This is a genomic window from Novosphingobium clariflavum (genome assembly GCF_026420865.1).
Classification (GTDB): Bacteria; Pseudomonadota; Alphaproteobacteria; order Sphingomonadales; family Sphingomonadaceae; genus Novosphingobium; species Novosphingobium clariflavum.
Map to the genome: position 1 here is coordinate 18,160 of NZ_JAPCWC010000001.1, position 23,452 is coordinate 41,611.

Annotated in this window: 16 protein-coding genes; 8 read left to right on the forward strand and 8 right to left on the reverse strand. The window is 67.1% G+C overall.

Features of this window, described 5'->3' with window-relative positions:
• Nucleotides 1-198 precede the first annotated feature (198 nt).
• Nucleotides 199-2,358, reverse strand: coding sequence for a TonB-dependent receptor (locus OKA11_RS00075; protein ID WP_267218180.1), 2,160 nt, complete (start codon nt 2,356-2,358; stop codon nt 199-201).
• Between the two features lie 358 nt (nt 2,359-2,716).
• On the opposite strand from OKA11_RS00075, the gene OKA11_RS00080 reads away from it, so the two are divergent.
• Both OKA11_RS00080 and OKA11_RS00085 read left to right on the forward strand, forming a co-directional pair.
• Nucleotides 2,717-4,879 (forward strand): acetate--CoA ligase family protein, encoded by a 2,163-nt coding sequence (locus OKA11_RS00080; RefSeq protein WP_267218181.1) that lies wholly within the window; start codon nt 2,717-2,719, stop codon nt 4,877-4,879.
• Complete coding sequence (locus OKA11_RS00085) at nt 4,876-6,585, forward strand: acyl-CoA dehydrogenase (RefSeq protein WP_267218182.1); 1,710 nt, start codon at nt 4,876-4,878, stop codon at nt 6,583-6,585. Before OKA11_RS00080 ends, OKA11_RS00085 begins: the two co-directional genes overlap by 4 nt.
• A 101-nt stretch (nt 6,586-6,686) precedes the next feature.
• On the opposite strand, the gene OKA11_RS00090 is transcribed toward OKA11_RS00085, so the two are convergent.
• Complete coding sequence (locus OKA11_RS00090; protein ID WP_267218183.1) at nt 6,687-7,445, reverse strand: SDR family NAD(P)-dependent oxidoreductase; 759 nt, start codon at nt 7,443-7,445, stop codon at nt 6,687-6,689.
• 199 nt (nt 7,446-7,644) lie between these two features.
• Here OKA11_RS00090 and OKA11_RS00095 point away from each other — a divergent pair, with 199 nt between their 5' ends.
• From OKA11_RS00095 to OKA11_RS00105, 3 genes are all read left to right on the forward strand, one after another.
• On the forward strand, nt 7,645-9,210 hold the full coding sequence (locus OKA11_RS00095; protein WP_267218184.1) for an SDR family oxidoreductase: 1,566 nt from the start codon (nt 7,645-7,647) through the stop codon (nt 9,208-9,210).
• A 102-nt stretch (nt 9,211-9,312) separates the two neighbouring features.
• Complete coding sequence (locus OKA11_RS00100; protein WP_267218185.1) at nt 9,313-10,071, forward strand: enoyl-CoA hydratase/isomerase family protein; 759 nt, start codon at nt 9,313-9,315, stop codon at nt 10,069-10,071.
• Nucleotides 10,072-10,113: 42 nt separating this feature from the next.
• On the forward strand, nt 10,114-11,442 hold the full coding sequence (locus tag OKA11_RS00105; RefSeq protein WP_267218186.1) for an MFS transporter: 1,329 nt from the start codon (nt 10,114-10,116) through the stop codon (nt 11,440-11,442).
• Between the two features lie 61 nt (nt 11,443-11,503).
• Here OKA11_RS00105 and OKA11_RS00110 read toward each other — a convergent pair whose 3' ends face one another.
• From OKA11_RS00110 to OKA11_RS00130, 5 genes are all read right to left on the reverse strand, one after another.
• On the reverse strand, nt 11,504-11,935 hold the full coding sequence (locus OKA11_RS00110; protein WP_267218187.1) for an acyl-CoA thioesterase: 432 nt from the start codon (nt 11,933-11,935) through the stop codon (nt 11,504-11,506).
• Nucleotides 11,932-13,080: an iron-containing alcohol dehydrogenase gene (locus OKA11_RS00115; protein ID WP_267218188.1), complete on the reverse strand. Its 1,149-nt coding sequence runs from the start codon at nt 13,078-13,080 to the stop codon at nt 11,932-11,934. The genes OKA11_RS00110 and OKA11_RS00115 overlap by 4 nt, the downstream gene beginning before the upstream one ends.
• Nucleotides 13,077-15,104 (reverse strand): 3-hydroxyacyl-CoA dehydrogenase NAD-binding domain-containing protein, encoded by a 2,028-nt coding sequence (locus OKA11_RS00120; RefSeq protein WP_267218189.1) that lies wholly within the window; start codon nt 15,102-15,104, stop codon nt 13,077-13,079. Before OKA11_RS00120 ends, OKA11_RS00115 begins: the two co-directional genes overlap by 4 nt.
• Before the next feature lie 33 nt (nt 15,105-15,137).
• On the reverse strand, nt 15,138-15,908 hold the full coding sequence (locus tag OKA11_RS00125; protein WP_267218190.1) for an enoyl-CoA hydratase/isomerase family protein: 771 nt from the start codon (nt 15,906-15,908) through the stop codon (nt 15,138-15,140).
• Between the two features lie 77 nt (nt 15,909-15,985).
• Nucleotides 15,986-17,962: an alkyl/aryl-sulfatase gene (locus OKA11_RS00130; RefSeq protein ID WP_267218191.1), complete on the reverse strand. Its 1,977-nt coding sequence runs from the start codon at nt 17,960-17,962 to the stop codon at nt 15,986-15,988.
• A gap of 208 nt (nt 17,963-18,170) precedes the next feature.
• Between OKA11_RS00130 and pcaF the strand changes: the two genes are divergently transcribed.
• The 3 genes from pcaF (at nt 18,171) to OKA11_RS00145 (ending at nt 21,655) form a co-directional block, all read left to right on the forward strand.
• Nucleotides 18,171-19,382: a 3-oxoadipyl-CoA thiolase gene (gene pcaF / locus OKA11_RS00135; protein ID WP_267218192.1), complete on the forward strand. Its 1,212-nt coding sequence runs from the start codon at nt 18,171-18,173 to the stop codon at nt 19,380-19,382.
• A gap of 16 nt (nt 19,383-19,398) precedes the next feature.
• Nucleotides 19,399-20,850: an NAD-dependent succinate-semialdehyde dehydrogenase gene (locus tag OKA11_RS00140; RefSeq protein WP_267218193.1), complete on the forward strand. Its 1,452-nt coding sequence runs from the start codon at nt 19,399-19,401 to the stop codon at nt 20,848-20,850.
• Between the two features lie 127 nt (nt 20,851-20,977).
• Complete coding sequence (locus OKA11_RS00145; protein WP_267218194.1) at nt 20,978-21,655, forward strand: M24 family metallopeptidase; 678 nt, start codon at nt 20,978-20,980, stop codon at nt 21,653-21,655.
• Nucleotides 21,656-21,724: 69 nt separating this feature from the next.
• Here OKA11_RS00145 and OKA11_RS00150 read toward each other — a convergent pair whose 3' ends face one another.
• Entirely contained in the window at nt 21,725-23,428 is a 1,704-nt protein-coding gene (locus OKA11_RS00150) for an amidohydrolase (protein WP_267218195.1), read from the reverse strand.
• Nucleotides 23,429-23,452 lie beyond the last annotated feature (24 nt).

The following is a 23,452-nucleotide window of genomic DNA, read 5'->3' on the forward strand; positions in this document are numbered from 1 at the left end:
GCTTTCTGCTTGTGGTTTGTCGCGTCGGTCCGGGGCGCCGCGTGGCGGTGCCGGCCTGCCAGGCGGGGGAAGCGGGGAAGGCCGTGCTTCAGGCATGTCTCTTGAAAAGAAGGGCCGGCGGGCAGCTGGTACGGGTGGAGAGGCCCGCCGGCCCCCGTGCGCCGGGGCGGATCGCTGGCGACCCGCCCCTGATGCGCGTCAGAACTTCGCGGCGACTTCGACGCCGTAGACACGGCCCTTGTTGAGCGGCGAGAAGGTTGATCCGGAGAAGAACGCCAGCGGCGCCTCGGCCCCGAAAGTGGCCTCGTTGAGGAGGTTGGTGCCGTAGAACGAGAGGCTGTAGTTCGAATATTTGAACGTCAGATTGGCATCGACCATGGTCGCGGCGCGCATCAGGCCGGTGTTGGCATCGTTGTACCAGTCGGCATCGCGGTAGTTGGCGCTGACGCGGGCATCCACGCCCAGATCGCCGAAGTCGCCGCTCCACGCAACCGTGCCGCCATAGCTCCATGGGGCGAGGCGCGGCAGCTTGAGGCCATAGTCCTTGGCGTCGATCACGCCGTCGTTGTTGAGGTCATAGAACACGTCGGTGTACTTGCCCTCGGTGTAGCCGGCCTGCGCGCTCAGGGTGAACCCGGCGCCCGGCTTCAGCGTGAATTCGCCTTCCAGGCCGCGGATGCGGGCATTGGCCGAATTGGTGATGACCTGCGCGGTGCCGACGCCGACGACCGGAATCTGGATCTCGCGCTGGACGTCGTCGATAGTGTTCCAGAAGGCGGCCAGGTTGATGCGGGCGATGCCGAAGAGGTCCTTCTTCACGCCGACTTCCCACGAGTTCTGCACTTCGTCGTTGAATGGGCCGGGATCGACCTGGGTATATACGTTGCGGAAGTTGTAGCCTCCCGAACGGAAGCCGCGGGTCCAGAAGCCGTAGACCTGGGTTTCGCGGTCGGGCTGCCACTGCAGGCCGACGCGCGGGGTGAGGCCCTTCCAGGTGTGCTTGTCGTTGAAGGTGTAGTTGCAGGTCTGCGCTTCGTAGTCGCAGCCGGTGGCGGTGAGGTTGGCGACCTTCACGTCCTTGGTCTCGGTGGTGTAGCGCGCGCCGAGATTGAGGGTCAGGGTATCGGTGAAGTGCCAGTCGGCCGAACCGAAGATGCCGTAGGTGTCCTGGTTCTGGATGCCGCCGCCCGACAGCGTGCGGGCGCCGTTCGAAAGCTTGCGCACTTCTTTGTAGTCGATGCGCTGGGTGAAATAGTAGAGCCCGGTGGTCACGTCCACTTTGCCGAAGGTGCCGGCCCAGCGCAGTTCCTCGCTCAACTGCTTCTGGTGCGTGGTGTTGCCCGAGTGGAAGGCATAGGACGGCGAGGCATCGATGTCGTTGAACACCCGTGCGTTGTATTCGCGGTAGGCCATGATGTTGGTGATCTTGCCGTCACCGAAGGCGGTGTCGATGTTGGTCTCGTTCGAGGCCATGTGCCAGTAGTTGTGGGCAAAACCTTCTTCGTCGATGTTCACGTGGAAGCTGTTGCGGGGATAAAGCCCGTGATTGCTCGCCACAGCACCGTCGCCGTCGTACTTGCCGTATTCGTAGCGGAACACGGATTCGAAGCCGTCGATCGGGGTGAAGCGCAGCGCCGGGCGCACGATCAGCGTCCGGTTCTTGCCGAGATCGTGGTTGTTGTTGTAATCATTGGTGTAATAGCCGGTGTCCTTGTCGTAGTAGACTGCCAGCTTGGCCGAGATCTTGTCCTGCACGATCGGCCCGGTGACGACGCCGCTGATCTTGTATTCGGGCCCCGAGGACACCGAGGCGCGCAAGTCTGCCGAGAACGTGTCCTTGGGCGTGGTGGTGCGGATCACCATCGCGCCGCCGGTCACGTTGCGGCCGAACAGCAGGCCCTGCGGTCCGCGCAGCACTTCGAGGCCCTCGATGTCGAAGTTGCCGAACACCACGCCGGCGCTGACGCCGAGGTAGACGCCGTCCATGAACACGCCGACGGTCGGGTCGATCGAGGGGATCGAGCTGTTGATGCCGAGGCCGCGGATCGAGAAGTTGGCATAGCCCGGCGTCGTGCCCACGGCATTCAGCTGCACGTTGGGCATGTTGTAGCTCAGGCTCTGGACCGTGGTGAAGTGCTGGTCCTCGAGCTGCTGTGCACCGAAGGCGGTGACGGCAAACGGCACGTCCTGCACGTTGGAGGCCTGACCGCGCTTGGTGGCGGTGACGACGATCTCGTCGAGGGTGGGGGCGCTGGCGGCAGGCGCGTCGCTCGCCTCCTGCGCAAGCGCGGCGGAAGCCTGGCACAGTGCAAACCCGGCGCTGGTCGCCAGCAGGCCGCACTTGATGATCGAGGACATCTTCACTTTTCTTCTCCCACAAACCCCGGCGTCTTGCGCCCTTGTTATTGGCCCCAGGCGTCTGGCGCCTTCTTCGCTCTCGGCGGCTTGCGCAAGCAGGTGTTGCTGCGCCAAGTGCCTCGTGACGGGACACCGACGTCCTCGCTGCAGGGCTTTCGTTCAATCGCGGGCAGGGGGCCGCAGGGGAATATCACAAGGCTGATAGCGCGCGGCAGCCCCGCTCATGCTGCGCTATCACGGATGGGATGGAGGGGCGTTCGCCGTCTGCAAATCACGGATATGAAACAGGGGCTCTTTCCTTCTCCCCGGTAACGATGCCGTAGCGCCCGTGGCAGGCCTTTTCGTTCGGAAAACAGGAATGAGTGAGAGAGGCGACGTGACGATCTGCGATGGCACCCGGCCTGCGGGAGACCTTGAGGGCGCAGCGGAGACAACCGGTCTCGACGCACTTTTCGCGCCGCGCTCGATCGCGCTGGTCGGCGCCTCGGACGATGCCGCGCGGATCGGCGGGCGGCCGCTGCGTTACCTGAGGGCCAGCGGTTATCAGGGGCGGGTCTACCCGGTGAACCCCAGGCGCGAGACGGTGCAGGGCGAACAGGCCTGGCCTGCCATCGCCGCGCTTCCCGAGGTGCCGGACCTCGCGCTGCTGGCCGTGCCTGCCGCCGCGACGCGGCAGGCGGTGGAGGACTGCGTGGCGGCGGGGGTGAAGGCGGCGATCATCTTTGCCGCCGGGTTTGCCGAAATGGGCGAGGAAGGCCGCGAGGAACAGGCGCGCATCGTCGCGATTGCCCGCGCGGGCGGTCTGCGTCTGCTCGGGCCGAACTGCCTGGGCGCGGCGGATAGCTCCATCGGCTATTACGGCACGTTCTCGGTGATGCTGGACGACGGGTTTCTCGAACCCGGACCCGTCGCCATCGTCTCGCAGAGCGGCGCCTATGGCTCGCACGTTGCCCAGCTTGCCCGCAATCGCGGGCTTGGCATCCGCCACTGGATCACCACCGGCAACGAGTGCGACGTCGACATGGCCGAGGCCCTGCGCTGGGTGATCGACCGCGACGGCGTGAAAGTGGTCATGGCCTATGCCGAAGGCGTGCGCAACCGCGCGCTGTTCTTCGAGGCGCTGGCGCTGGCCCGCCTGCGCGGGATCGCGGTGGTGCTGCTGAAGGTCGGCCGTTCGGAAGTCGGCGCCCACGCGGTGGGCAGCCACACGGCAGCCCTTGCGGGGTCGGACGGCGTGTTCGATGCGATCTGCCGCCAGTACGGCGTTCACCGCGCACGCAGCACGGCGGAGCAGATCGACATCGCCTATGCCATCGCCCGCGCCGGCCTGCCGCGCGGCAACCGGCTCGGCATCTTCTCGATGTCCGGCGGGCTCGGCATCCAGATGGCGGATGACGGCGACGAGGCAGGGCTGGCGGTCACGCCGATGCCCGAGGCGGCGCAGGCTGAGCTGAAGGCGCTGCTGCCCTATGCCTCGCCGGTCAATCCCATCGATGCGACCGCGCAGGCGATGACCGACCTGCCGCTGATGACGCGCTACATCCAGGTCGTGCTGGAACAGGGCGGCTATGATGTCTTTGTCGCGATTTTGGGGACGACGCCTGCGCTGCCCAGCTATTCGGCGCGCCTTGCCGAAGCGCTGGAAGCGGCCGGTCCCGGCGGCGAGGGCCTGATCCGCGCCGTCACCATGAGCGCGCCGCCTGAAGTCGTGCGCGCTTATGAGCAGCGCGGGTTCCTCGTCTTCGAGGACAGTGTTGCGTTGACCCGCGCGCTGGGCGCCCTGGTGCGTTTCACCGAGAGTTTCGCGTTGGCGCGCGCGGCGCGCCCGGCGCCCGCCGCGCTGCCCGTGCCGATCACTGCTAGCGGTACACTCAGCGAGCGCACGGCCAAGCAAGTCCTTGCCGAAGCCGGAATGCCATTCCCCGACGAGCGCCTTGCCACGACGCCAGAAGAGGCCGCAGCGGCAGCGGACGCCATCGGGTATCCGGTCGTGGTCAAGATCTGCTCGCCTCAGATCGCGCACAAGACTGAAGTAGGCGGTGTGATCGTCAACCTGAAGGACGCTGCCGCCGTGCAGGAGGCCGCTGCAACCGTGCTCGAACGCGCGCGGGCTGCGCTGCCCGATGCGGTGATCGAGGGCGTTCTCGTCGCCCCGATGATCGGCGGCGGGGTGGAAGTGATCGCGGGCGTCAGCGTGGATGCGACGCTCGGCCCGGTGGTCATGTTCGGGCTTGGCGGCGTGCTGGTGGAAGTGCTCAAGGACGTGACCTTCCGCGCCGTGCCGTTCGACGCCGCCGAAGCACGCCGGATGATCGCCGAGACCACGGCGGGCAAAGTGCTGCAAGGCGTACGCGGCGCGCCGCCTGCGGATATCGCGGCGCTGGCAGAGACGCTGGCTGCCCTCTCGCGCTTTGCGGCGGCGAACGAGGACAGGCTGGCCGGGGTGGACATCAACCCGCTCAAGGTCATGCAGACAGGGGAAGGGGTGGTGCCGCTCGACGCGTTGGTTCTGCTGTCGTGAGCCTGCGCCTTCTCGACCGCGAATTTCTCGACTTCTGCCTGCATGACTGGCTGGCGGTGGGCGAGATTGCCGAGCGGGAGACCGTCGATGCCGTGCTCGACCTTTCCGAGACGCTGGCCCGCGAACGCTATCTCACCCACTTCAAGGCGGGCGATGCGCAGGAGCCGCAGATCGGTCCGGAGGGCGTCACTGTCCATGCGGAGGTGAAGGCGGCGGTCGGCGCCTATGCCGAGCTTGGCCTGTTCGGGGCAGGTTTCCCGGAGGACCTTGGCGGACACGGGCTGCCTTTCACGGTGACCTGTGCCAGCTTCGCGTGGTTCGCGGCGGCGAACATCGCCACCTCGTCCTATGCGATGCTGACGGTCGCCAACGCGCGCCTGATTGCGGAATTCGGCAGCGCGGCGCAAGTCGATGCCTTTGCCCGGCCGCAGATCGCCGGGCGCTGGCTGGGGACGATGTGCCTGTCCGAACCGCAGGCGGGATCGGATCTCGGCGCGGTGCGGACCCGCGCCGAGCGGGTGGGCGAGGATCATCTCGGCCACCGCTATCGCCTGACCGGCTCGAAGATGTGGATCTCGGGCGGCGAGCATGACATCGGGGAAAACATCGTTCACCTCGTGCTGGCCAAGGTCGCTGCGGGCGATGGCCGCCTGCCGGAAGGCACCGCCGGTCTGTCTCTGTTCATCGTGCCGCGCGTGCTGCCGGACGGTGCGCGCAACGACGTTGCCGTGGCCGGGCTCAACCACAAGATGGGCTACCGCGCGATCCCTAATTGCCTGCTCGCCTTTGGCGAGAACGGCGGGGCCACCGGCTGGCTGGTGGGCCGGGAAGGGCAGGGCCTGCGCCAGATGTTCATGATGATGAACGAGGCGCGCATTTGCGTGGGGCTCGGCGCGGCGGCGCTGGCGTGCCGGGGCTATGGCCATGCGCTCGGCTACGCGCAGGAGCGCTTGCAGGGGCGCTTGCAGGGTCTGGGGCCGGAAGGCGCCTCGGTGCCGATCATCGCTCACGCGGCGGTACGGCGCATGCTGCTGGCGCAGAAGGCGCTGGGCGAAGGGGCCCTGGCGCTTTGTCTCTATGCCGCGCGGCTGGTGGATGGCGGGGATGACGACAGCGCCGCGCTGCTGGCCCTGCTGACGCCGGTGGTCAAGACGTTCTCGTCCGAGATGGGGCTGGAGGCCAATGCCATGGCGATCCAGGTCCACGGCGGATATGGCTATACCCGCGATTTCGATGTCGAGCAGGTCTACCGCGACAACCGGCTCAATCCGATCCATGAAGGCACGACCGACATTCAGGCCATCGACCTGCTGGGACGCAAGCTGCTCCGGCAGGGCGAGGGACTGGCCGTTCTCAAGGGGCGGATCACGACGACCCTCGCGGCGGCTTCGGATGGCTTTGCCGACCAGGCCGATGCGCTGAAGGCAGTGTGGGCTGAGGTCGAGGCGGGGCTGGAAATGCTGCGCGAGACCGAGGCGGCGCTGGAAGTGTCGACCCCGTTCCTCTTTGCCTTCGGCCATGCGGTCGTGGGCTGGATCTGGCTCGACCTTGCGCTCAGCGCGCGGGGCAAGGGAGAGCTGCTGGAGCAAGGCACGGCAGCGGCGCTGCGCTATTACGCGGCCTGCGAATTGCCGCGTGTGAATGCGTGGCTGGCGTGCTGCGCGGCCGGCGCGGAGGTTCTGGAAGTCGATCCGGGCTGGATGTGATTTGCCCTGCACGCGGGGGCTTCGACAGGCTCAGCCTTAGCGGGATGGAGAGCAGGTTTCTCCTTTCCGCTAAGTCTGAGCCTGTCGAAGCCCCTTCCCGTTCAAAGGATCGCGTTGGCAAGGCCGCCGTCGACCGTGATCATCTGCCCGGACACGAAGGCCGATCCTTCCGAGGCCAGCCACAGCGCGGTCTGGGCGATGTCCTCGGTCTCGCCGAGACGGCCGAGCGGGATGCGGGCCTTGCGCTGGGCCAGCGCCTCTTCATCGAGCATGGCCTTGACCCCCTCGGTGGCGACGGTTGCGGGCGAGATCGCGTTGACGCGGATGCCCTGTGCGCCGAGTTCCACCGCCGCTGCGCGGGTGAGGCCGCCGACGCCGGCCTTGATGCCGCAGTAGAGCAGCGCGTTGACCATGCCCTTGAGCGCGGAGACCGAGGCGATGTTGATCATCGATCCGCCGCCGCGCCGGGCCATGTGCGGGGCCGCTGCCTGCGTCATCCAGACGATGCCGTCGAAGCCGACGCCGGACATGCGCGCCAGCGTTTCGGGCGTGATCTCGGCGATTGGCTCGTACTTGTTCCACATCGCGCTGCTGACGGTCACATCCAGCCCGCCGAACGCTTCGACGGTGCGGGCGACGGCGGCCCGCACGGCTTCCCGGTCAGAGACGTCGCAGCCGATGGCGAGTGCCTTGCCGCCCTGCGCCGTGATGCCGTCCACGACCGTCTGCGCCCAGTGCTCTTTCAGATCGAGAACGGCGACGGCCGCGCCTTCGGCCGCGAAAAGTTCGGCAATGGCTCGGCCCAGTCCGCGCGAGGCGCCGGTGACGAGCGCGACGCGCCCGGAAAGTCGCTGCGACATGAAGTTCTCCCGTAATGTGCTTGGCCAAATGTGCTTGCTCAGCGGCATAAGGCGGCCTGGCGTACGGGCCCAAGCCGACGGCGGGCGGCGCGGGGGCTTATCCCATAGGTGATAGGCGGGGGAGCCGCTTCCGGCAGGTTGAGACAGGGCGCGGCGAATGCTTCGCTCGCCCGGAAAACACACTGCCGGGAGAGAGATAGTGACGCAGAACGGACCGAAGGTAGTTCTGGTGACGGGCGCGGCCAAAGGCATCGGCCTTGCCACCGCGCGGCTGTTTGCCGGGCATGTGTTTGCCGGGCAGGGCGCCGTCGTCGTGCTGGCCGACCGTGACGAGGCGGCCGTTCGCGCAGCGGCGGCGGAACTGGGCGATCCGCACCGCGCACTGGTCATGGACATGGCAGAGGAAGCCTCCATCGTCGCGGGGATCGCTCACGTCATTGCGCAGCATGGCCGGATCGATGTGCTGGTGAACAATGCCGGGATCGTCGATCCGGCGGGCACTCTGGCGCTGGATCTGGATAGCGCGACGACAGCGCGAATCCTGCGCGTCAACCTGAGCGGCAGCTATCTTGCCGCGCGCGAGGCGGGGCGGGCGATGCTGGAAAACGGCGGCGGTGTGATCGTCAATCTGTCCTCGGGCGCGGCCTTGCAGGCGATACCGGGGCGCACGCCCTATGCGATGTCGAAGGCGGGCATTCTGGGTTTCACGCGGGCGCTTGCCTGCGAGTGGGCGGGGCAGGGCGTGCGGGTGAACGCGGTGCTGCCCGGCTACGTCGCGACCGAGATCGTCGAGGCGCTGGTGGCCGAAGGACAGGTCGATCCCGGCTCGGTCGCCGTGCGTGTGCCGCTGGGGCGCATGGCGCGGCCGGAGGACATCGCGCAGGCAGTGCTTTGGGCAGCGGGCAATGACTATGTCACCGGCGCCAGCGTGGCGGTCGATGGCGGTTACGGCGCTTATGGCGGCACCGCGCCTGCGGCTCTGGCGGCCGCGCCGGTGCCTGAGGTGCAGCAGGCTCCGGTTGTCGTGATCTCCGGCGGCGCGCGCGGGATCGGCGCGGCGACGGCGGATCGTTTTGCCGCAGAAGGCGCGCGCGTCGTGGTGCTCGATCGCGATGCCGAGGCGCTGGAGGCGCTTCCCGCAGACCGGCAGGGACTGCGGCTGGATGTAACGGACGAGGCTGCCGTCGCGCAGGTCATGGAGCGGATTGCTGCGCAGCATGGCCGCATCGACGTCTTCGTCAACAACGCCGCGATTGCCGACGATTTCGCGCCGACCACCGAGCAGAGTCTCGATGCGTTCGAACGCGGGCTGGCGATCAACCTCATCGCCCCGCTGCAACTGGCGGCGGCGGCGGCCCGGGTCATGCTGCGGGGTGGCGGCGGGGCCATCGTCAATCTCTCGTCGATTGCCGCGCGGGGCGGTCTGCCCCGGCGCAACAGCTATTGCGCGGCCAAGGCGGGCGTGGAGGCGCTCACGCGCTCGCTCGCCTGCGAATGGGCGCAGCATGGGGTGCGGGTGAATGCGGTTGCACCCGGCTATATTGCCACGCCCGGCGTCATGGCGCTGGAGGCGGAGGGCAAGCGATCCCTGCGCGCGGTGCGGCGGCGGATCCCGCTCGGGCGGCTGGGCAATCCGGCGGAGATCGCCGATGCCGTGGCCTTCCTTGCCTCTCCGCGCGCCGCCTACATGACGGGCGCCATCGTGCCGGTGGACGGCGGCTGGTCGGCCTTCGGCGATGCCGGGGATGCGGCCGAGGTGGACTGAACTTTGCATCGCATATGGGATTCTCCCGCGACGAGCGCGCCGGGGCGCGACGGCGGCGGCGGGAGCGCGGTTAGATGGCCGCAATCAGGAAGGATGCCGAAGATGATCAAGCTTGATATCGCCGACTACGTGGCCGTGGTCACGATGGACAACCCGCCCGTCAATGCGCAGTCGATGGAGATGATCCACGGCCTTGCCGATGCCTTCGACGAGATCAGCGACCGCGAGGATGTGCGCGTTGCCGTGCTGACGGGGGCGGGCAAGTGCTTCTCGGCCGGGGCCGATCTCAAGAACCGGCCCGATGTTTCCGCGCCCGGCGCGACCTGGAAGCGCAACCGTGCGGTGCGGGAATCGAGCTATGCCATCATCGAATGCAACAAGCCGGTGATCGCCGCCGTGAACGGCCCGGCGCTGGGCGGCGGCCTTGGCCTTGCCGCCAGCTGCGACATCATCGTCGCCTCCGAGACTGCCGTGTTCGGGCTGCCCGAAGTGGACGTGGGCCTGATGGGCGGCGGCAAGCACGCCTCGCGCATCCTGCCGCATTCGATGGTGCGCCGCATGATGCTGACCGGCTGGCGCGCACCGGCTGCGGAACTCTACCGCAGGGGCGTGATCGAAGCGTGCCTTCCGGCCGAGGAACTGATGCCCTGGGTCATGGACATGGCCCGCACCATCGCCTCCAAGAGCCCGATGGCGACCCGCCTTGCCAAGGATTCGATGCGCACCATCGAGAACATGACCCTGCGCGACGGCTATCGCTACGAACAGAACAACACCAATGCCCTGTCGAAGACCGAGGATTCGAAAGAAGCCATCGCCGCCTTCCGGGAAAAGCGAGTTCCGGTGTTCCAGGGCCGCTAAGTCATACTATAGCGACAACAAAGAATGGGTCGGGAGAACAGAATGGCGAGCACGGCGCAGACGGGGGCGGCCCCAATTCCCAGGCCTGCAAGAGAGGCGGGCGCTTACGACTGGTACGTGGTCGCGATCCTCTTCTCGGTATCGGTGCTGGGTTATGTCGACCGGGTGATCCTCAGCTTCCTGGTCGAGGCGATCAAGGGCGACCTTAACCTGAGCGATGCCGAACTGGGCGCGGTCACGGGCATGGCCTTCGCTCTGCTCTACGTGTTCGGCGGTGTGTTCATCGGCCGCATGCTGGACAAGGGGCGGCGGGTGACCATTCTGGCGGCCTGTATCCTCGTCTGGTCGGTGGCGACGGCGGCGAGCGGTCTGGCCACCGGCTTCCTGACGCTGTTCCTCGCCCGCATGTTCGTGGGCGTGGGCGAGGCGGGGCTCAATCCGGCGGCGATCGGCATCATCTCCAGCCGTTTCCCGCGTGACAAGGTGCAAAAGCCGATCGGGCTGTTCACCACCGGGCTCTACGTGGGTGGCGGCATGGCGATGATGCTGGGCGCGCACCTGCTGGCGAAATTCAGCGCGGGCGGTCCTTACGACCTGCCCTTCATCGATAGCGCCGAGCCGTGGCGTGTGGTGTTCCTCCTGCTCGCAGTGCCGGGCCTGCTGGTGGCTCTCTTGGTGCAGGGCACGGTGCGCGACGACAGCGCCGCCGCACGTGCTGCAGCCGCGCCCGCCAAGGGCGAGGCGTTGGCTTTCGCGCGTGAGAACCGCACGCTGATCGTCTTGCTGGCGCTGGGCATCGTTGCGTGGTCGATGAACAATTACGGGCTGCTCAACTGGTATCCGGCCATGCTGATGCGCTCCTACGCGATGCCCCCGGCGATGGTGGCGACCAGCTATGGCCCGGCGTTCCTGCTGGCGGGTATTGCGGGGTGCCTGGCCGTTCATCCTTATCACGCCTGGCTGCGCCGGCGCTTCGGCGGCAAGGCGGCCTATTGGCTGACCTTTACCTCGATGGCGGTGCTGAGCGTGACGACCATCATCGGGCCCATCGTACCGACGGTCGGGCTGGCGGTGTTCATGTCCTATGCCAACCTGTTCGTGAGTTCGATGTCGGTGGCCTCGATCTTCGTGCTGATCGTGGCTGTGGTGCCGCCGACGCTGCGCGGGCTCTATACCGGGCTCTATATGGCGCTGGTGAACCTCACGGGTGGGGCCTTCGGTTCCGTGCTGGTGGGGCTGATGACCGATCATGTCTACGGCGCCAAGGGCCTCAATCTGGCGCTGACGACGATGGCGGTGGTGTTCGGTCCGCTGGGCGCGCTGCTGCTCTGGCTGGCCCTGCGCCGTGCGCCGGAGCGGGCGGAGGGTTAAGACCCGACAGGACGCAAAAAAGGGGCGGCGCGGTGATTACCGCGCCGCCCCTTTTCGTATCTCAGGCGATGGAGTTCAGGATCGTGCGCCAGGGTTCGGGCAGCGGCGTCGGGCGGCGACTGTCCCGGTCGACATAGACGTGGGTGAACTGCCCTTCCGCTGCCGGTTCCTCTGCTCCTTCGACGAAGACGCCGAGGTGATAGGTCACGCTGCTGGAGCCGAGCCGCGCCACTTTCAGGCCGATCTCCACCATCTGCGGAAACTCTACCGAAGCGGCATAGCGGCACCCCGTTTCGACCACGAGGCCGATGGGGTTGCCGTTCTCGATGTCGAGCAGGCCGACTTCGATCAGCCAGGCGTTCACGGCCGTGTCGAACCACGAATAATAGACCACGTTGTTGACGTGGCCGTAGACGTCGTTGTCGTGCCAGCGGGTGCTGATCGGGGTGAAATGGTGATAGGCGCCGCGCGGACGCAGGGGGGCACGGCTCACAGTGCAGCCTCATAGAGTTGGCGCGCGTCACTCTGCGTGATCGTGCGCGGGTTGTTTTTCAGCAGGCGTTCCTGCAGCATGGCGTCGGCGGCAAGCTGGTCGAGGTCGGCCGAACTCACGCCCACGGCGGAAAGCCGCGCGGGCATCCCGGCACGCGCCGCCATCGTGCGCAAGGCTTCGAGCAGCCCCTGTGCCTGCGCCTGCTGGCCAAGCCCTTCCAGTGCGGGATCGACCAATGGGCCAAGCTCGGCATAGAGCGGCATCGCCGCGCTCATGTTGAAAGCCAGGACATGCGGCAGCATCAGCACGTTGGAAAGGCCATGCGGCACGTGGAAACGCCCGCCGAGGGGATAGGCAAGGGCATGAACCCCTGCCACCGGCGCATTGGAAAAGGCGACTCCGGCGAGATGGGCGCCCAGCAGCATCGCCTCGCGCGCGGCGACATTGCCGGGTTCCTCGCAGGCGAGCAACAGGTTGGCCGCCAGCAGCCGCAGCGCTTCGCGTGCCAGCAGGTCGGACAGCGGGTTCTTGAGGTGGATCGAGGTATAGGCCTCGATCGCGTGCACCATTGCGTCCATGCCGGTGGCGGCGGTAACGTGGCGCGGCAGGCCCAACGTCAGCGCCGGGTCGAGCACGGCGTGCCCGGCGATGAGAGCTTGCGAGGATACACCGCGCTTCTCGTCCCCGGGAAGGGTGATGATCGAGACCGGGGTGGCTTCCGATCCGGTGCCCGCCGTCGTCGGCACCAGCACCAGCGGCAGGCCTTTGGCCCGGGCATTGCCGACGCCCCAGATTGCGTCGAGATCGTCGCCGGAGCCCAGCAGGTAGGCGGCCAGCTTGGCGACATCCATCGGGCTGCCGCCGCCGAAACCGACGACGCTGCCCGCGCCGCTTTCACACCCGAGCGCGACCACGGCTTCCAGCGTTGCGCGCGAGGGATCGGCTTCCACTTCGCTCGCTACCGTGACCTCCCGCCCCGATGCGCGCAGCGCCGCCAGCGCGCTTTCGGCAAGGCCGAGGCTGACGATCTGGCGGTCGGTCACGAACAGCACCGGGCCTGCCGGCAGCAGGTCGGCAATCCGGTCCGCGCTGCCCGCGCCGCTGATGAGGCGTGGGCCATAGGAAAAGGCGAAGGCGCCGCTCACGCCACGGGCTCTTCGGTGGCGGTCGCCTGTTGGCGCAGCAGCGGCGAGATGGAGAAGCCTTCGGGCATGCTCTTGGCGTAGCGCTCCAGTCCGGCGACGATCTTGGCAAAGCCTTCGCGTTCGGCCCAGAACATCGGGCCGCCGGTCCAGCGCGGCCAGCCATAGCCGTAGAGCCAGACCACGTCGATGTCGGAGGAGCGCTGGGCGATGCCTTCCTCCAGGATCTTCGCGCCTTCGTTGACCATGGTGTAGAGCGTGCGGACGACGATTTCCTCGTCGCAAATGGCGCGCGGGGTTACGCCTTCACGCTTGCGGAACTCCTCGATCAGCGCGGCGACCACGGGCGATGAACTGCGCTTGCGGGCGGCGTCGTAGTCGTAGAAACCGGCGCCGGTCTTCTGGCCCCAGCGGCCCTGCGCGCAGAGCGCGTCCTTCAGGTCGTCGATGCGTTCGGGATCGCGGTGCCAGCCGATATCGACCCCTGCAAGGTCGGTCATCTGGAACGGGCCCATCGGCATGCCGAAATCGGTGTGGACCTTGTCCACCTGTTCGGGGCTGGCGCCTTCCATGACCAGGGACAGCGCATTGTCCTGCCGGGGAATCAGCATGCGGTTGCCGATGAAGCCGTAGCACACGCCGGCCACCACCGGCACCTTGCCGATCTTCTGGCCGAGCGCCATGATCGTGGCGAGCACGTCGGGTGCCGTCTTGGCGCCGCGCACGACTTCGACCAGCTTCATGACATTGGCGGGCGAGAAGAAGTGCATGCCCAGCACGTCCTGGGGCCGCGAGGTGCAGGCGGCGATGGCATCGACGTCGAGGTAGGAGGTGTTCGAGGCGAGGATCGCGCCGGGGCGGGCCACTGCGTCAAGCCGCCCGAAGACCTGCTTCTTCACCTCCATGTTCTCGTAGACGGCCTCGATCACCAGGTCGCATTCGCCCAGGGCGCCGAACTCCAGCGTGGGGGTCAGCAGGGCCATCGCGGCTTCGACCTGAGCGGTGGTCAGGCGGCCCTTGGCGGCAGTGGCTTCGTAGTTCTTGCGGATCAGCGCGGCGCCGCGCTCAAGCGCTTCGGCGCTGGTCTCGACCATGGTGACCGGCAGGCCCGCCGAAAGGAAGTTCATGGCGATGCCGCCACCCATGGTGCCCGCGCCGATCACGCCGACGCGGCCCACGGGCCGCTTGGCGATGTCCTTGGGCAGGTCTTCGATCCGGGCTGCGCTGCGCTCTGCGAAGAAGGCGTGGCGCAGGGCTTGCGACTGTTCGCCCGAGACGAGTTCGAGGAACAGGCGGCGCTCGGTGGCAAGGCCCTCGGCCAATGGCAGAGTGGCTGCGGCCTTGACGGCTTCGACGCAGGCGAACGGGGCGGTGAGGCCCCTGAACAGGCGGGGATTGGCCGCGACAAAGGCATCGGCGCTGGCCGCGTCGCCGGAAACCGCGCGCGCGCTGGTCGGGCGGGCGGGAGAGTTCGCAAAGGCGGCGGCGGCATCGAACAGGCCTTCGGCGCTTTCGACTACCATGTCTACCAGACCGCTGGCTGCTGCGGTGCTGGCGGAGACGGGATCGCCCGAGACGATCATCTTCAGCGCGGCTTCCACGCCGACAAGGCGCGGCAGCCGCTGGGTGCCGCCTGCGCCGGGCAGGATGCCCAGCTTCACTTCGGGCAGGCCCAGCTTGGCCGAGGCGAGCGCCACGCGGTAGTGGCACGCGAGCGCAATCTCCAGCCCGCCGCCCAGCGCCGTGCCGTTGATCGCGGCGATCACCGGCTTGGGGCAGGTCTCGATCGCGGCAAGAACGTCGGGAAGCTGGGGGTCGGCGAGGGGTTTGCCGAATTCGGAAATGTCGGCCCCGGCGCTGAACAGCTTGCCGCTGCCTGTGACGATTACTGCGCCGACGCTCTGGTCTTCGGCAGCGGCGGCAATGGCCTGCGCCAGCCCGGCGCGCACACCGGCGCCAAGGGCGTTGACCGGCGGATTGTCGATGGTGATCCGAAGGATCGGACCGGTCTTCTCGCTGCGGATCATCGTCTACTCCATGGGAAAAGGGACGCGCGGTGTTCAGCCGGCGTTGAAGGTGGGCGCGCGCTTGGCGCGGAAGGCGGCGACGGCGGCGCGGTGGTCGGCGGTCTGGCCGAGCAGCGGCTGCATCGTCGCTTCGAAATCGAGGAAGGCGTCGAGGCTCATGGCCGGGGCGGCGGCGAATTGGCGCTTGGCCAGGTGGAGCGCGGTAGCGGGGCCGTCCGCGATCATCCGGGCCAGTTCCATGGCGCGGGGCAGCAGCGCTGCGGGCGTCAGCACTTCCATGGCGAGGCCGAGCGCGCGGGCTTCGTCGGAGTGAACCTCGCGGCCCGAATAGACGATTTCCTTCGCGCGCATGGGGTTGATGGCTTGCAGGAACTGCCAGGCAAGCCCGGCATCGGGGGCATAGCCGATGCGGCGGAAAGTGGCGGCAAAGCGCACCCGCTCGCTGGCCAGAACGATGTCGCTGGCCATGGCAAAGCCCCAGGCCGCGCCGATGCAGACGCCGTCGACCGCGGCGATGACCGGTGCGTGGAAGCGGGCGACGGCGCGCGCCATGGCGTGAAGCTGGCGCATGCGGGCAAGGAAGGCGTCGGGCGGTGTCTCGCCCATCTCGCCGATATCCGCGCCGGAACAGAAATTGCCCCCGGTGCCGGTCAGCACTACGGCGCGAATGGCGGGATCGGTTTCCAGTTCGGCAAAGGCGGCGACGAACTCGGCGCGCATCGCCAGAGTGAAGGCGTTCTTCGCGGCAGGCCGGTCGAAAGCGACGACGGCGACGGCGCCGTCACGGGTCAGAGAGATGGACATGCAGCAGGCTTAAGCCTGCGTTCGCCGGGGCAGGGAGGCCCGGCGCACCGGCCGGGCCATATTCACGGATATGATGCTTATGGGTTGGGCGTCACCAGCCCGAATGTCCCGCGCGGGGCTTCGATCAGGGCGAGCAGGGCGTCGAGGCGCTTGGCGGTTTCCGGCGGCAGGGGCGTGTCTTGCGGCTTCTTCGTGATCCCGGCGACCAGCTGCGCGCGCGTCAGCTTCAGCTCCGCAGCCTTGGGAACGCCCGGCCCAACCGGCTGATGCACCAGCACGCCGTTGCGGATCTCGACATGCTCGGCCTGCGCGCTGCCATCAAGCATGAGGTCAAACGCCATCGGTGCCGCCAGCGCCCGTTCGGGCACAAGGCGCACGGCCAGCAGGTCGAGAATGTCGGACAGCGGCATGGCCGGGATCGCCCCCGCCACCGAATCGAAGCCGCCGAACTTCACCCCTTCGCGCAGCTCCTTGGCGCCGGTCAGGAAGGCGTTGCGCCACATCGAGCTGGTGGCCTGATAGCCCTGCTGCTCAAGACTGTCGGCCAGCGCCAGTTTTGCCGCATGGTTGTCCGGCTGGGCGAAGACGAGGCGGGAGAGCAGTTCCGAAGCCCAGCGATAATCGCCCGTATCAATGGCCGCGCGTCCCTTGGTCAGCACCGCTTCCGGCCCGCCCATTGCCTCGACATACTTCGCGCCCGCGGCTTCCGGCGGCAGCGGATTGAGGGTTGCCGGGTTACCGTCGTACCAGCCCAAATAGCGCTGGTAGACCGCCTTGGCGTCATGGCTGAGGGTGCCGTAGTAGCCCTGATTGAACCAGCGGTTCGCCAGCGGTGCGGGCAGCTTGAGGTTTTCCGCGATCTCGGCGCCGTTCAGGCCTTCGTTCATCAGCCGCACCGACTGGTCGTGCAGGTACTTGTACATGTCGCGGTGCGCGCCGAGGTAGTCGAGGATCTTCGCATTGCCCCAGTGCGGCCAGAAGTGCGAGGTGATCAGCGTATCGGTGCGATCGCCGTAGAGCGCGATGGAGCGGGTGAGGTCGTCCGCCCAGGCCTTGGCATCGCGCACTTGCGCGCCGCGCAGGGTGAGGATGTTGTGGAGCGAGGAATTGGCATTCTCGGCCATGTCCAGCACGCGCAGCTGCGGCATGTAGATCGCCATTTCCGCCGGGGCCTCGGTATCGGGCATGTACTGGAATTCCAGATCGATGCCGTCGATGGTCATGGTCTCGCCGGTCTTCGTCACCTCATGCGTGGGCGGCAGCATGTGGACCGAGCCGGTGGCATTGCCCAGCCGGTTGAAGGCGGGGCCGATACCGTCGCTGATGTCGGCCTTGGGGCCGGTGCCGATGAGATGGCCGAAGGCGTAGATCGCGCGGCGGCTCATGGCGGGCCCGGCGATCACGTTTTCCGAGATCGCTTCCTTCAGGAACCCGCCCGGCGCGATGATCGGCACCTTGCGGGCGGTGGCTTCCTCGGGACTGATGACGCCTGCCGCGCCGCCGAAGTGGTCGATGTGCGAATGGGTGTAGATCACGCCCACCACCGGCTTGTCGCCGAGCTTGGCCCGCACGAGGTCCATGGCTGCCCTGGCGCTTTCCACCGTGGTTAGCGTGTCGATCACGAGGTAGCCGGTCTTGCCGAGCACGACGGTCAGGTTCGCCAGCTCTATCCCGCGCACCTGATAGACGCGGTCGGTCACCTTGAAGAGCCCGGATTGCGAGAGCAGCTGGGCATTGCGCCAGAGGCTGGGGTTCACCGTGTCCGGGCGCGGGCCCTTGAAGATGTCCAGTTCCTTGAGGTCGCGGATGCGCTTGCCGTCCGGCTTGGCGATCTCGCCGCCCGGAATGCCGGCGATGAAGCCGCGCGTGGCAAGGTCGAAGTCCTCCTTGTCGTTCCACGGCAGGCTGGCGGTGGTTTCCTCGAAGTAGCGCAAGGTCGCGGCGGAAGCGGGTTTTTGTGCGGCATCGTCTTGCGCGCTCAGGCTGTCGGCGCAGCCAAGGGCGAGAAGCGAAACGGCAGTGATTGCCGCCTGGAAGCGAGTGCGGTGGGCCATGGATATCCTCTCTTGCGACCGCGACGAGCCCTCACGACTGCGCCTTCGATATGCCGAATGCACTGTCGGGATGCTGCCATGCGAGGCAAATCTGCCCGGGCGCGCGCAGCGTCTTTCCCGCTTGTGATATTCTCCCGAAGCGTTCCGGTTAAGGCCGAGGATCGCGCATCGCCTTGCTAGGCCGGGGAAAACCCAGCGAGGATAGCCGATGACCAGACCTGCCTACATTTGCGACGCGGTGCGCACCCCGATCGGCCGCTACGGCGGCGGGCTGGCGGCGATCCGTGCCGACGATCTGGGCGCGGTGCCGCTGCGCGCGCTGCTGGCGCGCAATCCTTCGCTCGATCCGGCGGCGGTGGAGGAAGTGTTCTACGGCTGCGCCAACCAGTCGGGCGAGGACAACCGCAATGTCGCGCGCATGAGCCTGCTGCTGGCGGGGCTCCCCCACACGGTGCCCGGTGTCACGCTCAACCGCCTTTGCGCATCGGGCCTCGAAGCCGTGGGCGCCGCCGCGCGGGCGGTGGCCTTGGGCGAGATGGAACTGGCTTTCGCGGGCGGCGTCGAGAGCATGACGCGGGCGCCTTTCGTCATGGGCAAGGCGGACAGTGCTTTCGGCAGAAGCCAGAAGATCGAGGATACGACGATGGGCTGGCGCTTCGTCAATCCCGCGCTCGATGCGGCCTATGGCACCGAAACGATGCCGCGCACGGGGGAGAACGTGGCGAAGGATCATGGTATCTCGCGCGAGGATCAGGACCGTTTCGCCTTGCGCAGTCAGGAGCGCGCGGCGGCGGCACAGGAGGCGGGATACTTCGCGGAAGAGATCGTCGTCACGCCGGTGCCTGGGCGCCGGAGCGGGGATATCGTCGAAGTCTCGGTGGACGAACATCTGCGGCGTGGCACTACGCTGGAGACGCTGGCGCGGCTGAAGCCGCTGTTCGAGCCGGGCGGCACCGTCACGGCGGGTAATGCCTCGGGCATCAACGACGGCGCGGCGGCGCTGATTATCGCCAGCGAGGAGGCGGTGAAGGCGCATGGGCTGACGCCGCGCGCGCGGATCCTCGGCATGGCCTCGGCAGGCGTGGAACCTCGGGTGATGGGGATCGGGCCGGTTCCGGCAACGCGCAAGCTCATGGCGCGGCTGGGGCTGGGCATCGGCGATTTCGATGCCATCGAACTCAATGAGGCGTTCGCCAGTCAGGCGCTGGCGGTGCTGCGCGAACTGGGCCTTGCCGACGATGCCCCGCAGGTAAATGCCAATGGCGGGGCGATTGCACTGGGCCATCCGCTGGGTATGTCCGGCGCACGGCTGGCGCTGACGCTGGTGCATCAGCTTGAACGGACGGGCGGACGCCGGGGCCTTGCAACGCTGTGCATCGGCGTGGGCATGGGACTGGCCCTTGCGGTCGAGCGGGTCTGAGAGGGAGATTGAACTCATGGCTTTCACCCAATTTCTCCGTCAGCAGTGCTACATCGATGGGGCATGGTGCGACGCCGACAGCGGGGCCACGTTCGAAGTGACCGACCCCGGCAGCGGCGCGGTGCTGGGCACGGTGCCGAAGATGGGCGCGGACGAGACGGATCGCGCCATCGATGCCGCCGAACGCGCGCTTCCCGCATGGCGCGCCAAGACGGCCGGCGAACGCTCGAAACTGATGCGCAAGCTCTTCGACCTGATGATCCAGCATCAGGATGACCTCGGCGAACTGCTCACCCGCGAGCAAGGAAAGCCGCTGGCCGAAGGGCGCGGCGAGATCGCCTATGGCGCCAGCTTCATCGAATGGTTCGCCGAAGAGGCCAAGCGCGCCTATGGCGACACCATTCCCGGCCACGCCGCCGACCGCCGCATCGTCGTCATCAAGCAGGGCGTCGGCGTTGTCGCCGCGATCACGCCCTGGAACTTCCCCAATGCGATGATCACCCGCAAGCTCGGGCCCGCGCTGGCTGCGGGCTGCACGATCGTCATCAAGCCCGCTTCGGCCACGCCCTATTCGGCACTTGCCATCGCGCATCTGTGCGAACTGGCGGGCATTCCCAAGGGCGTCGTCAATGTCGTGACCGGCAGCGCCGGGCAGATCGGCAGCGCGCTGACAGCCAGCCCCAAGGTCGCCAAGCTGACGTTCACCGGCTCCACCGAGATCGGCCGCGACCTGCTGCACGAATGCGCCGGGACGATCAAGAAGACCTCGATGGAACTGGGCGGCAATGCGCCGTTCCTCGTGTTCGACGATGCCGATGTCGATGCCGCGATCGACGGCGCGATGATCTCCAAGTTCCGCAACGGCGGCCAGACCTGCGTGTGCACCAACAGGTTCTACGTGCAGGACGGTGTCTACGACGCATTCGTCGAGAAGCTGGCCAGGCGCGTCTCCGCCATGAAAGTCGGCTACGGCATGGATGCGGGCACCGAAGTCGGCCCGCTGATCGACGAGAAGGCGGTCGAGAAGGTGGAGGAGCACCTTCAGGACGCCATTGCCGGCGGCGCCACCGTACTCGCGGGCGGCCAGCGCAACGCGCGCGGCGGTTCGTTCTTCAACCCCACCGTGGTGGCGGGCGTGAAGCCGGACATGAAGCTGGCGCGCGAGGAGACTTTCGGACCGCTCGCCGGTGTGATCCGCTTCACCGACGAGGCCGATGCCATCCGCATGGCCAACGATACCGAGTTCGGCCTTGCAAGCTACTTCTACGCCCGCGACCTCAGCCGCGTCTGGCGCGTGGCCGAGGCGCTGGAGGCGGGCATGGTGGGCATCAACACCGGGCTGATCTCCACCGAAGTGGCGCCGTTCGGCGGGGTCAAGCAGTCCGGCCTCGGGCGTGAGGGCTCGCACTACGGCCTGGATGACTACATGGAGGTCAAATACCTCTGCATGGGCATCACGCCGGCTTGAACTTGACTGGAGGGGGACGTGCCGCCAGACGCGGGGCTGGCCCAGTGGTTCGCTTCTGACATTTGCTACCCTATCGGAAAGGGCGCGCTCAAATGTCAAAATCAATCCACTAGCGGAGATACGTGTCATGACCACCCACGCCCCCCTCTCGTTCCAGCCGCGCGAAGCGGTCGGTCCCGCCTATTCGCGCAGTGCGATCGCGGAGGCGCAAAAGCTGTCGTGGCAAGCGCTCGAGCGCATCGCCGCGCTTGTCCGTCCGGGCATGACCGAGGCCGAGGTACGCGTGGCGGGTGAGGCGATCCTCACTGAAATGGGCATGGAGCGTACCTGGCATCCACTGCTCGTGCGTTTCGGAGCCAACACCCTCAAGATATTCAGCGACCGCAGCGAGGGTGATGCGGTGCTTGGCGAAAACGACATCTTTTTCATCGACATGGGGCCGGTATTCCTCGGGCACGAAGGTGACGTCGGGGCGACCTACACGGTGGGCAGCGACGCCGAGATGCAGGCCTGTGCCGAGGCTGTGCGTGTGCTGTTCGATCGTGTTCGCGCGATCTGGGACCATGGCGCGGTATCCGGCCGCGCGCTCTACGAACGCGCGGAAGAAGAAGCCCGCGCGATGGGCTGGGTGCTCAATATCGACATCAAGGGGCACCGGGTGAGCGACGATCCGCACTCGGTCCACAAGGGTGGCAACCTCGGTGATTTTGATGCGGTGCCCGGCAAGGGGCTGTGGATCCTCGAGATGCAGATCCGCCACCCGAAGCGTCCTTTCGGCGCGTTCTACGAGGACCTGCTCGCCTGAAAACGGCCGCTGGACGGAGCATTTGCCCCGACCAGCGGCAGGGTGGGTTCGTTCAGGCCGGCGGGATCGTCAACCGCCGACGCGGGACGGATCCGGGGCACCGGCATCGGGGCGAGTGGCGGCATCCGTCACGTCCGCGGGGGCCTGCGAGGTCTTGGGCGGCGTGCCGAGTTGGGGGTACTTGATGCCGAGCTGGTCGAGGTAGCTCGGGTACTTGTCCTGCTTATAGTAGTATTTCTCCATCTCGGGACGCATGCGCTTCATCACTTCGGCGTTGAGCCAGATGGCGGGGGTATCGCTGGCGGTGATCACCGGATCGTAGTGCTGGTCCTTGTTCTGGACGTCCTTGAAATAGGCCTTGGCGTCCGCCAGCAGTTGCGGCCGGGTCATCAGGTCGATCACCGTCATCGCCACCGCCTTGGCGCCCGCGACCGCGCCCTTGTGGGCGATCGGCGTGGCCATCGCCACCGCCGAGGTGAGGTTGTGGCCGATAATGTTGGGAATGTTCGAGGGGTAGCGCACGGTGATCGTGGGCACCGTCCACATGATGTCGCCGATGTCGTCCGAGCCGCCGCCGATCGAACGCGGGCGGTTCTCGGGGGTGGAGAGCGGATCGACGCTGTCGTGCAGCGGCTCCACCTTGCGCTCGAAGTTGACCTGCGCGGCCTTGGCGAAGGCCTGGTCGTCTGCCGTCCACTTGGGCATGCCGACGGCTTCGATATTGGCCTGCGCCGCCTCGGCCATCGGCTTGTTGCCGAAGTTGGGAGCGGCATAGCCGAGGATTCGGCGCGAAACCGTGGTGCCGGTGGCCATCGCGGCGGCATCGGCGATGGTGTTGCCGGTATCATAGAGCGAGCGGACGGCGTCGAAGGTGCGATCGCGGAAGAAGTACCAGACCTTGGCCTCGCCCGGCACGACGTTGGGCTGGCCGCCGCCTTCGGTGATGACGTAGTGCGAGCGCTGGGTCACCGGCAGATGCTCGCGGCGGAAATTCCAGGCCACGTCCATGAGTTCGACCCCGTCGAGCGCGCTTCGGCCGTCCCAGGGGTCGCCGGCGGAATGCGCGGTCCGGCCCTTGAAGGTGTATTCGACGGAGACCATGCCGTTCATGCCCATCTCGCCATAGGCCGTGCCGAACGATGTGCCGACATGGGCGAAGATGTTGGCATCGACGTCCTTGAACAGCCCGGCACGCACGAAGTAGGCCTTGGAGGCGAGGTTCTCCTCGGCAATACCAGGCCAGACCATGATGCGACCGGGGATGTGGTGCTTGATCATCACGTTCTTGGCGGCGATGGCTGCCGCGATCATCATCGGCATGCCCGAATTGTGGCCTTCGCCGTGGCCCGGAGCGCCTTCGACAATCGGCTTGGCGTAAGGCAGGCCGGGGTATTGCGAGACGCCCAGCAAGTCGTCGATGTCACTGCCCAGCGCGATCGTCGGGCCGCCGGTGCCGGTGCCCCAGGTGGCGGTGAAGGCGGTGGGAATGCCGGCGACCCCGCGTGTCACCTTGAAGCCGTTCTTTTCAAGGATGTCCGCGAGATAGGCAGAGCTTCTGAACTCCTGGAAGCCGGGCTCGGCGAAGCTGAACAGCGAATCCACGCCTTGCTGGATCATTTTGGCATGGGCATCGACATCGGCGGCGGCTTCCTGCTTGAGCGCGGCGGCATCGGCGCTCTGGGCGGTGGCAATGCCGGGAGCGAGGCTCGCGATGGCGGCGGCGGAAAGCGCGAGGGCAGCGAGGGTCCGGGTCTTGCGGGTGAACTGGATCATGTCATCGAACCTTGCAAAAGTGGG

Excerpts from the sequence above, each read along its gene's own strand:
- OKA11_RS00075 (WP_267218180.1), bottom strand. The coding sequence starts at position 2,358 with ATGTCCTCGATCATCAAGTGCGGCCTGCTGGCGACCAGCGCCGGGTTT.
- OKA11_RS00080 (WP_267218181.1), top strand. The coding sequence starts at position 2,717 with ATGAGTGAGAGAGGCGACGTGACGATCTGCGATGGCACCCGGCCTGCG.
- OKA11_RS00090 (WP_267218183.1), bottom strand. The coding sequence starts at position 7,445 with ATGTCGCAGCGACTTTCCGGGCGCGTCGCGCTCGTCACCGGCGCCTCG.
- OKA11_RS00100 (WP_267218185.1), top strand. The coding sequence starts at position 9,313 with ATGATCAAGCTTGATATCGCCGACTACGTGGCCGTGGTCACGATGGAC.
- OKA11_RS00105 (WP_267218186.1), top strand. The coding sequence starts at position 10,114 with ATGGCGAGCACGGCGCAGACGGGGGCGGCCCCAATTCCCAGGCCTGCA.
- OKA11_RS00120 (WP_267218189.1), bottom strand. The coding sequence starts at position 15,104 with ATGATCCGCAGCGAGAAGACCGGTCCGATCCTTCGGATCACCATCGAC.
- OKA11_RS00125 (WP_267218190.1), bottom strand. The coding sequence starts at position 15,908 with ATGTCCATCTCTCTGACCCGTGACGGCGCCGTCGCCGTCGTCGCTTTC.
- OKA11_RS00130 (WP_267218191.1), bottom strand. The coding sequence starts at position 17,962 with ATGGCCCACCGCACTCGCTTCCAGGCGGCAATCACTGCCGTTTCGCTT.
- pcaF (WP_267218192.1), top strand. The coding sequence starts at position 18,171 with ATGACCAGACCTGCCTACATTTGCGACGCGGTGCGCACCCCGATCGGC.
- OKA11_RS00140 (WP_267218193.1), top strand. The coding sequence starts at position 19,399 with ATGGCTTTCACCCAATTTCTCCGTCAGCAGTGCTACATCGATGGGGCA.
- OKA11_RS00145 (WP_267218194.1), top strand. The coding sequence starts at position 20,978 with ATGACCACCCACGCCCCCCTCTCGTTCCAGCCGCGCGAAGCGGTCGGT.
- OKA11_RS00150 (WP_267218195.1), bottom strand. The coding sequence starts at position 23,428 with ATGATCCAGTTCACCCGCAAGACCCGGACCCTCGCTGCCCTCGCGCTT.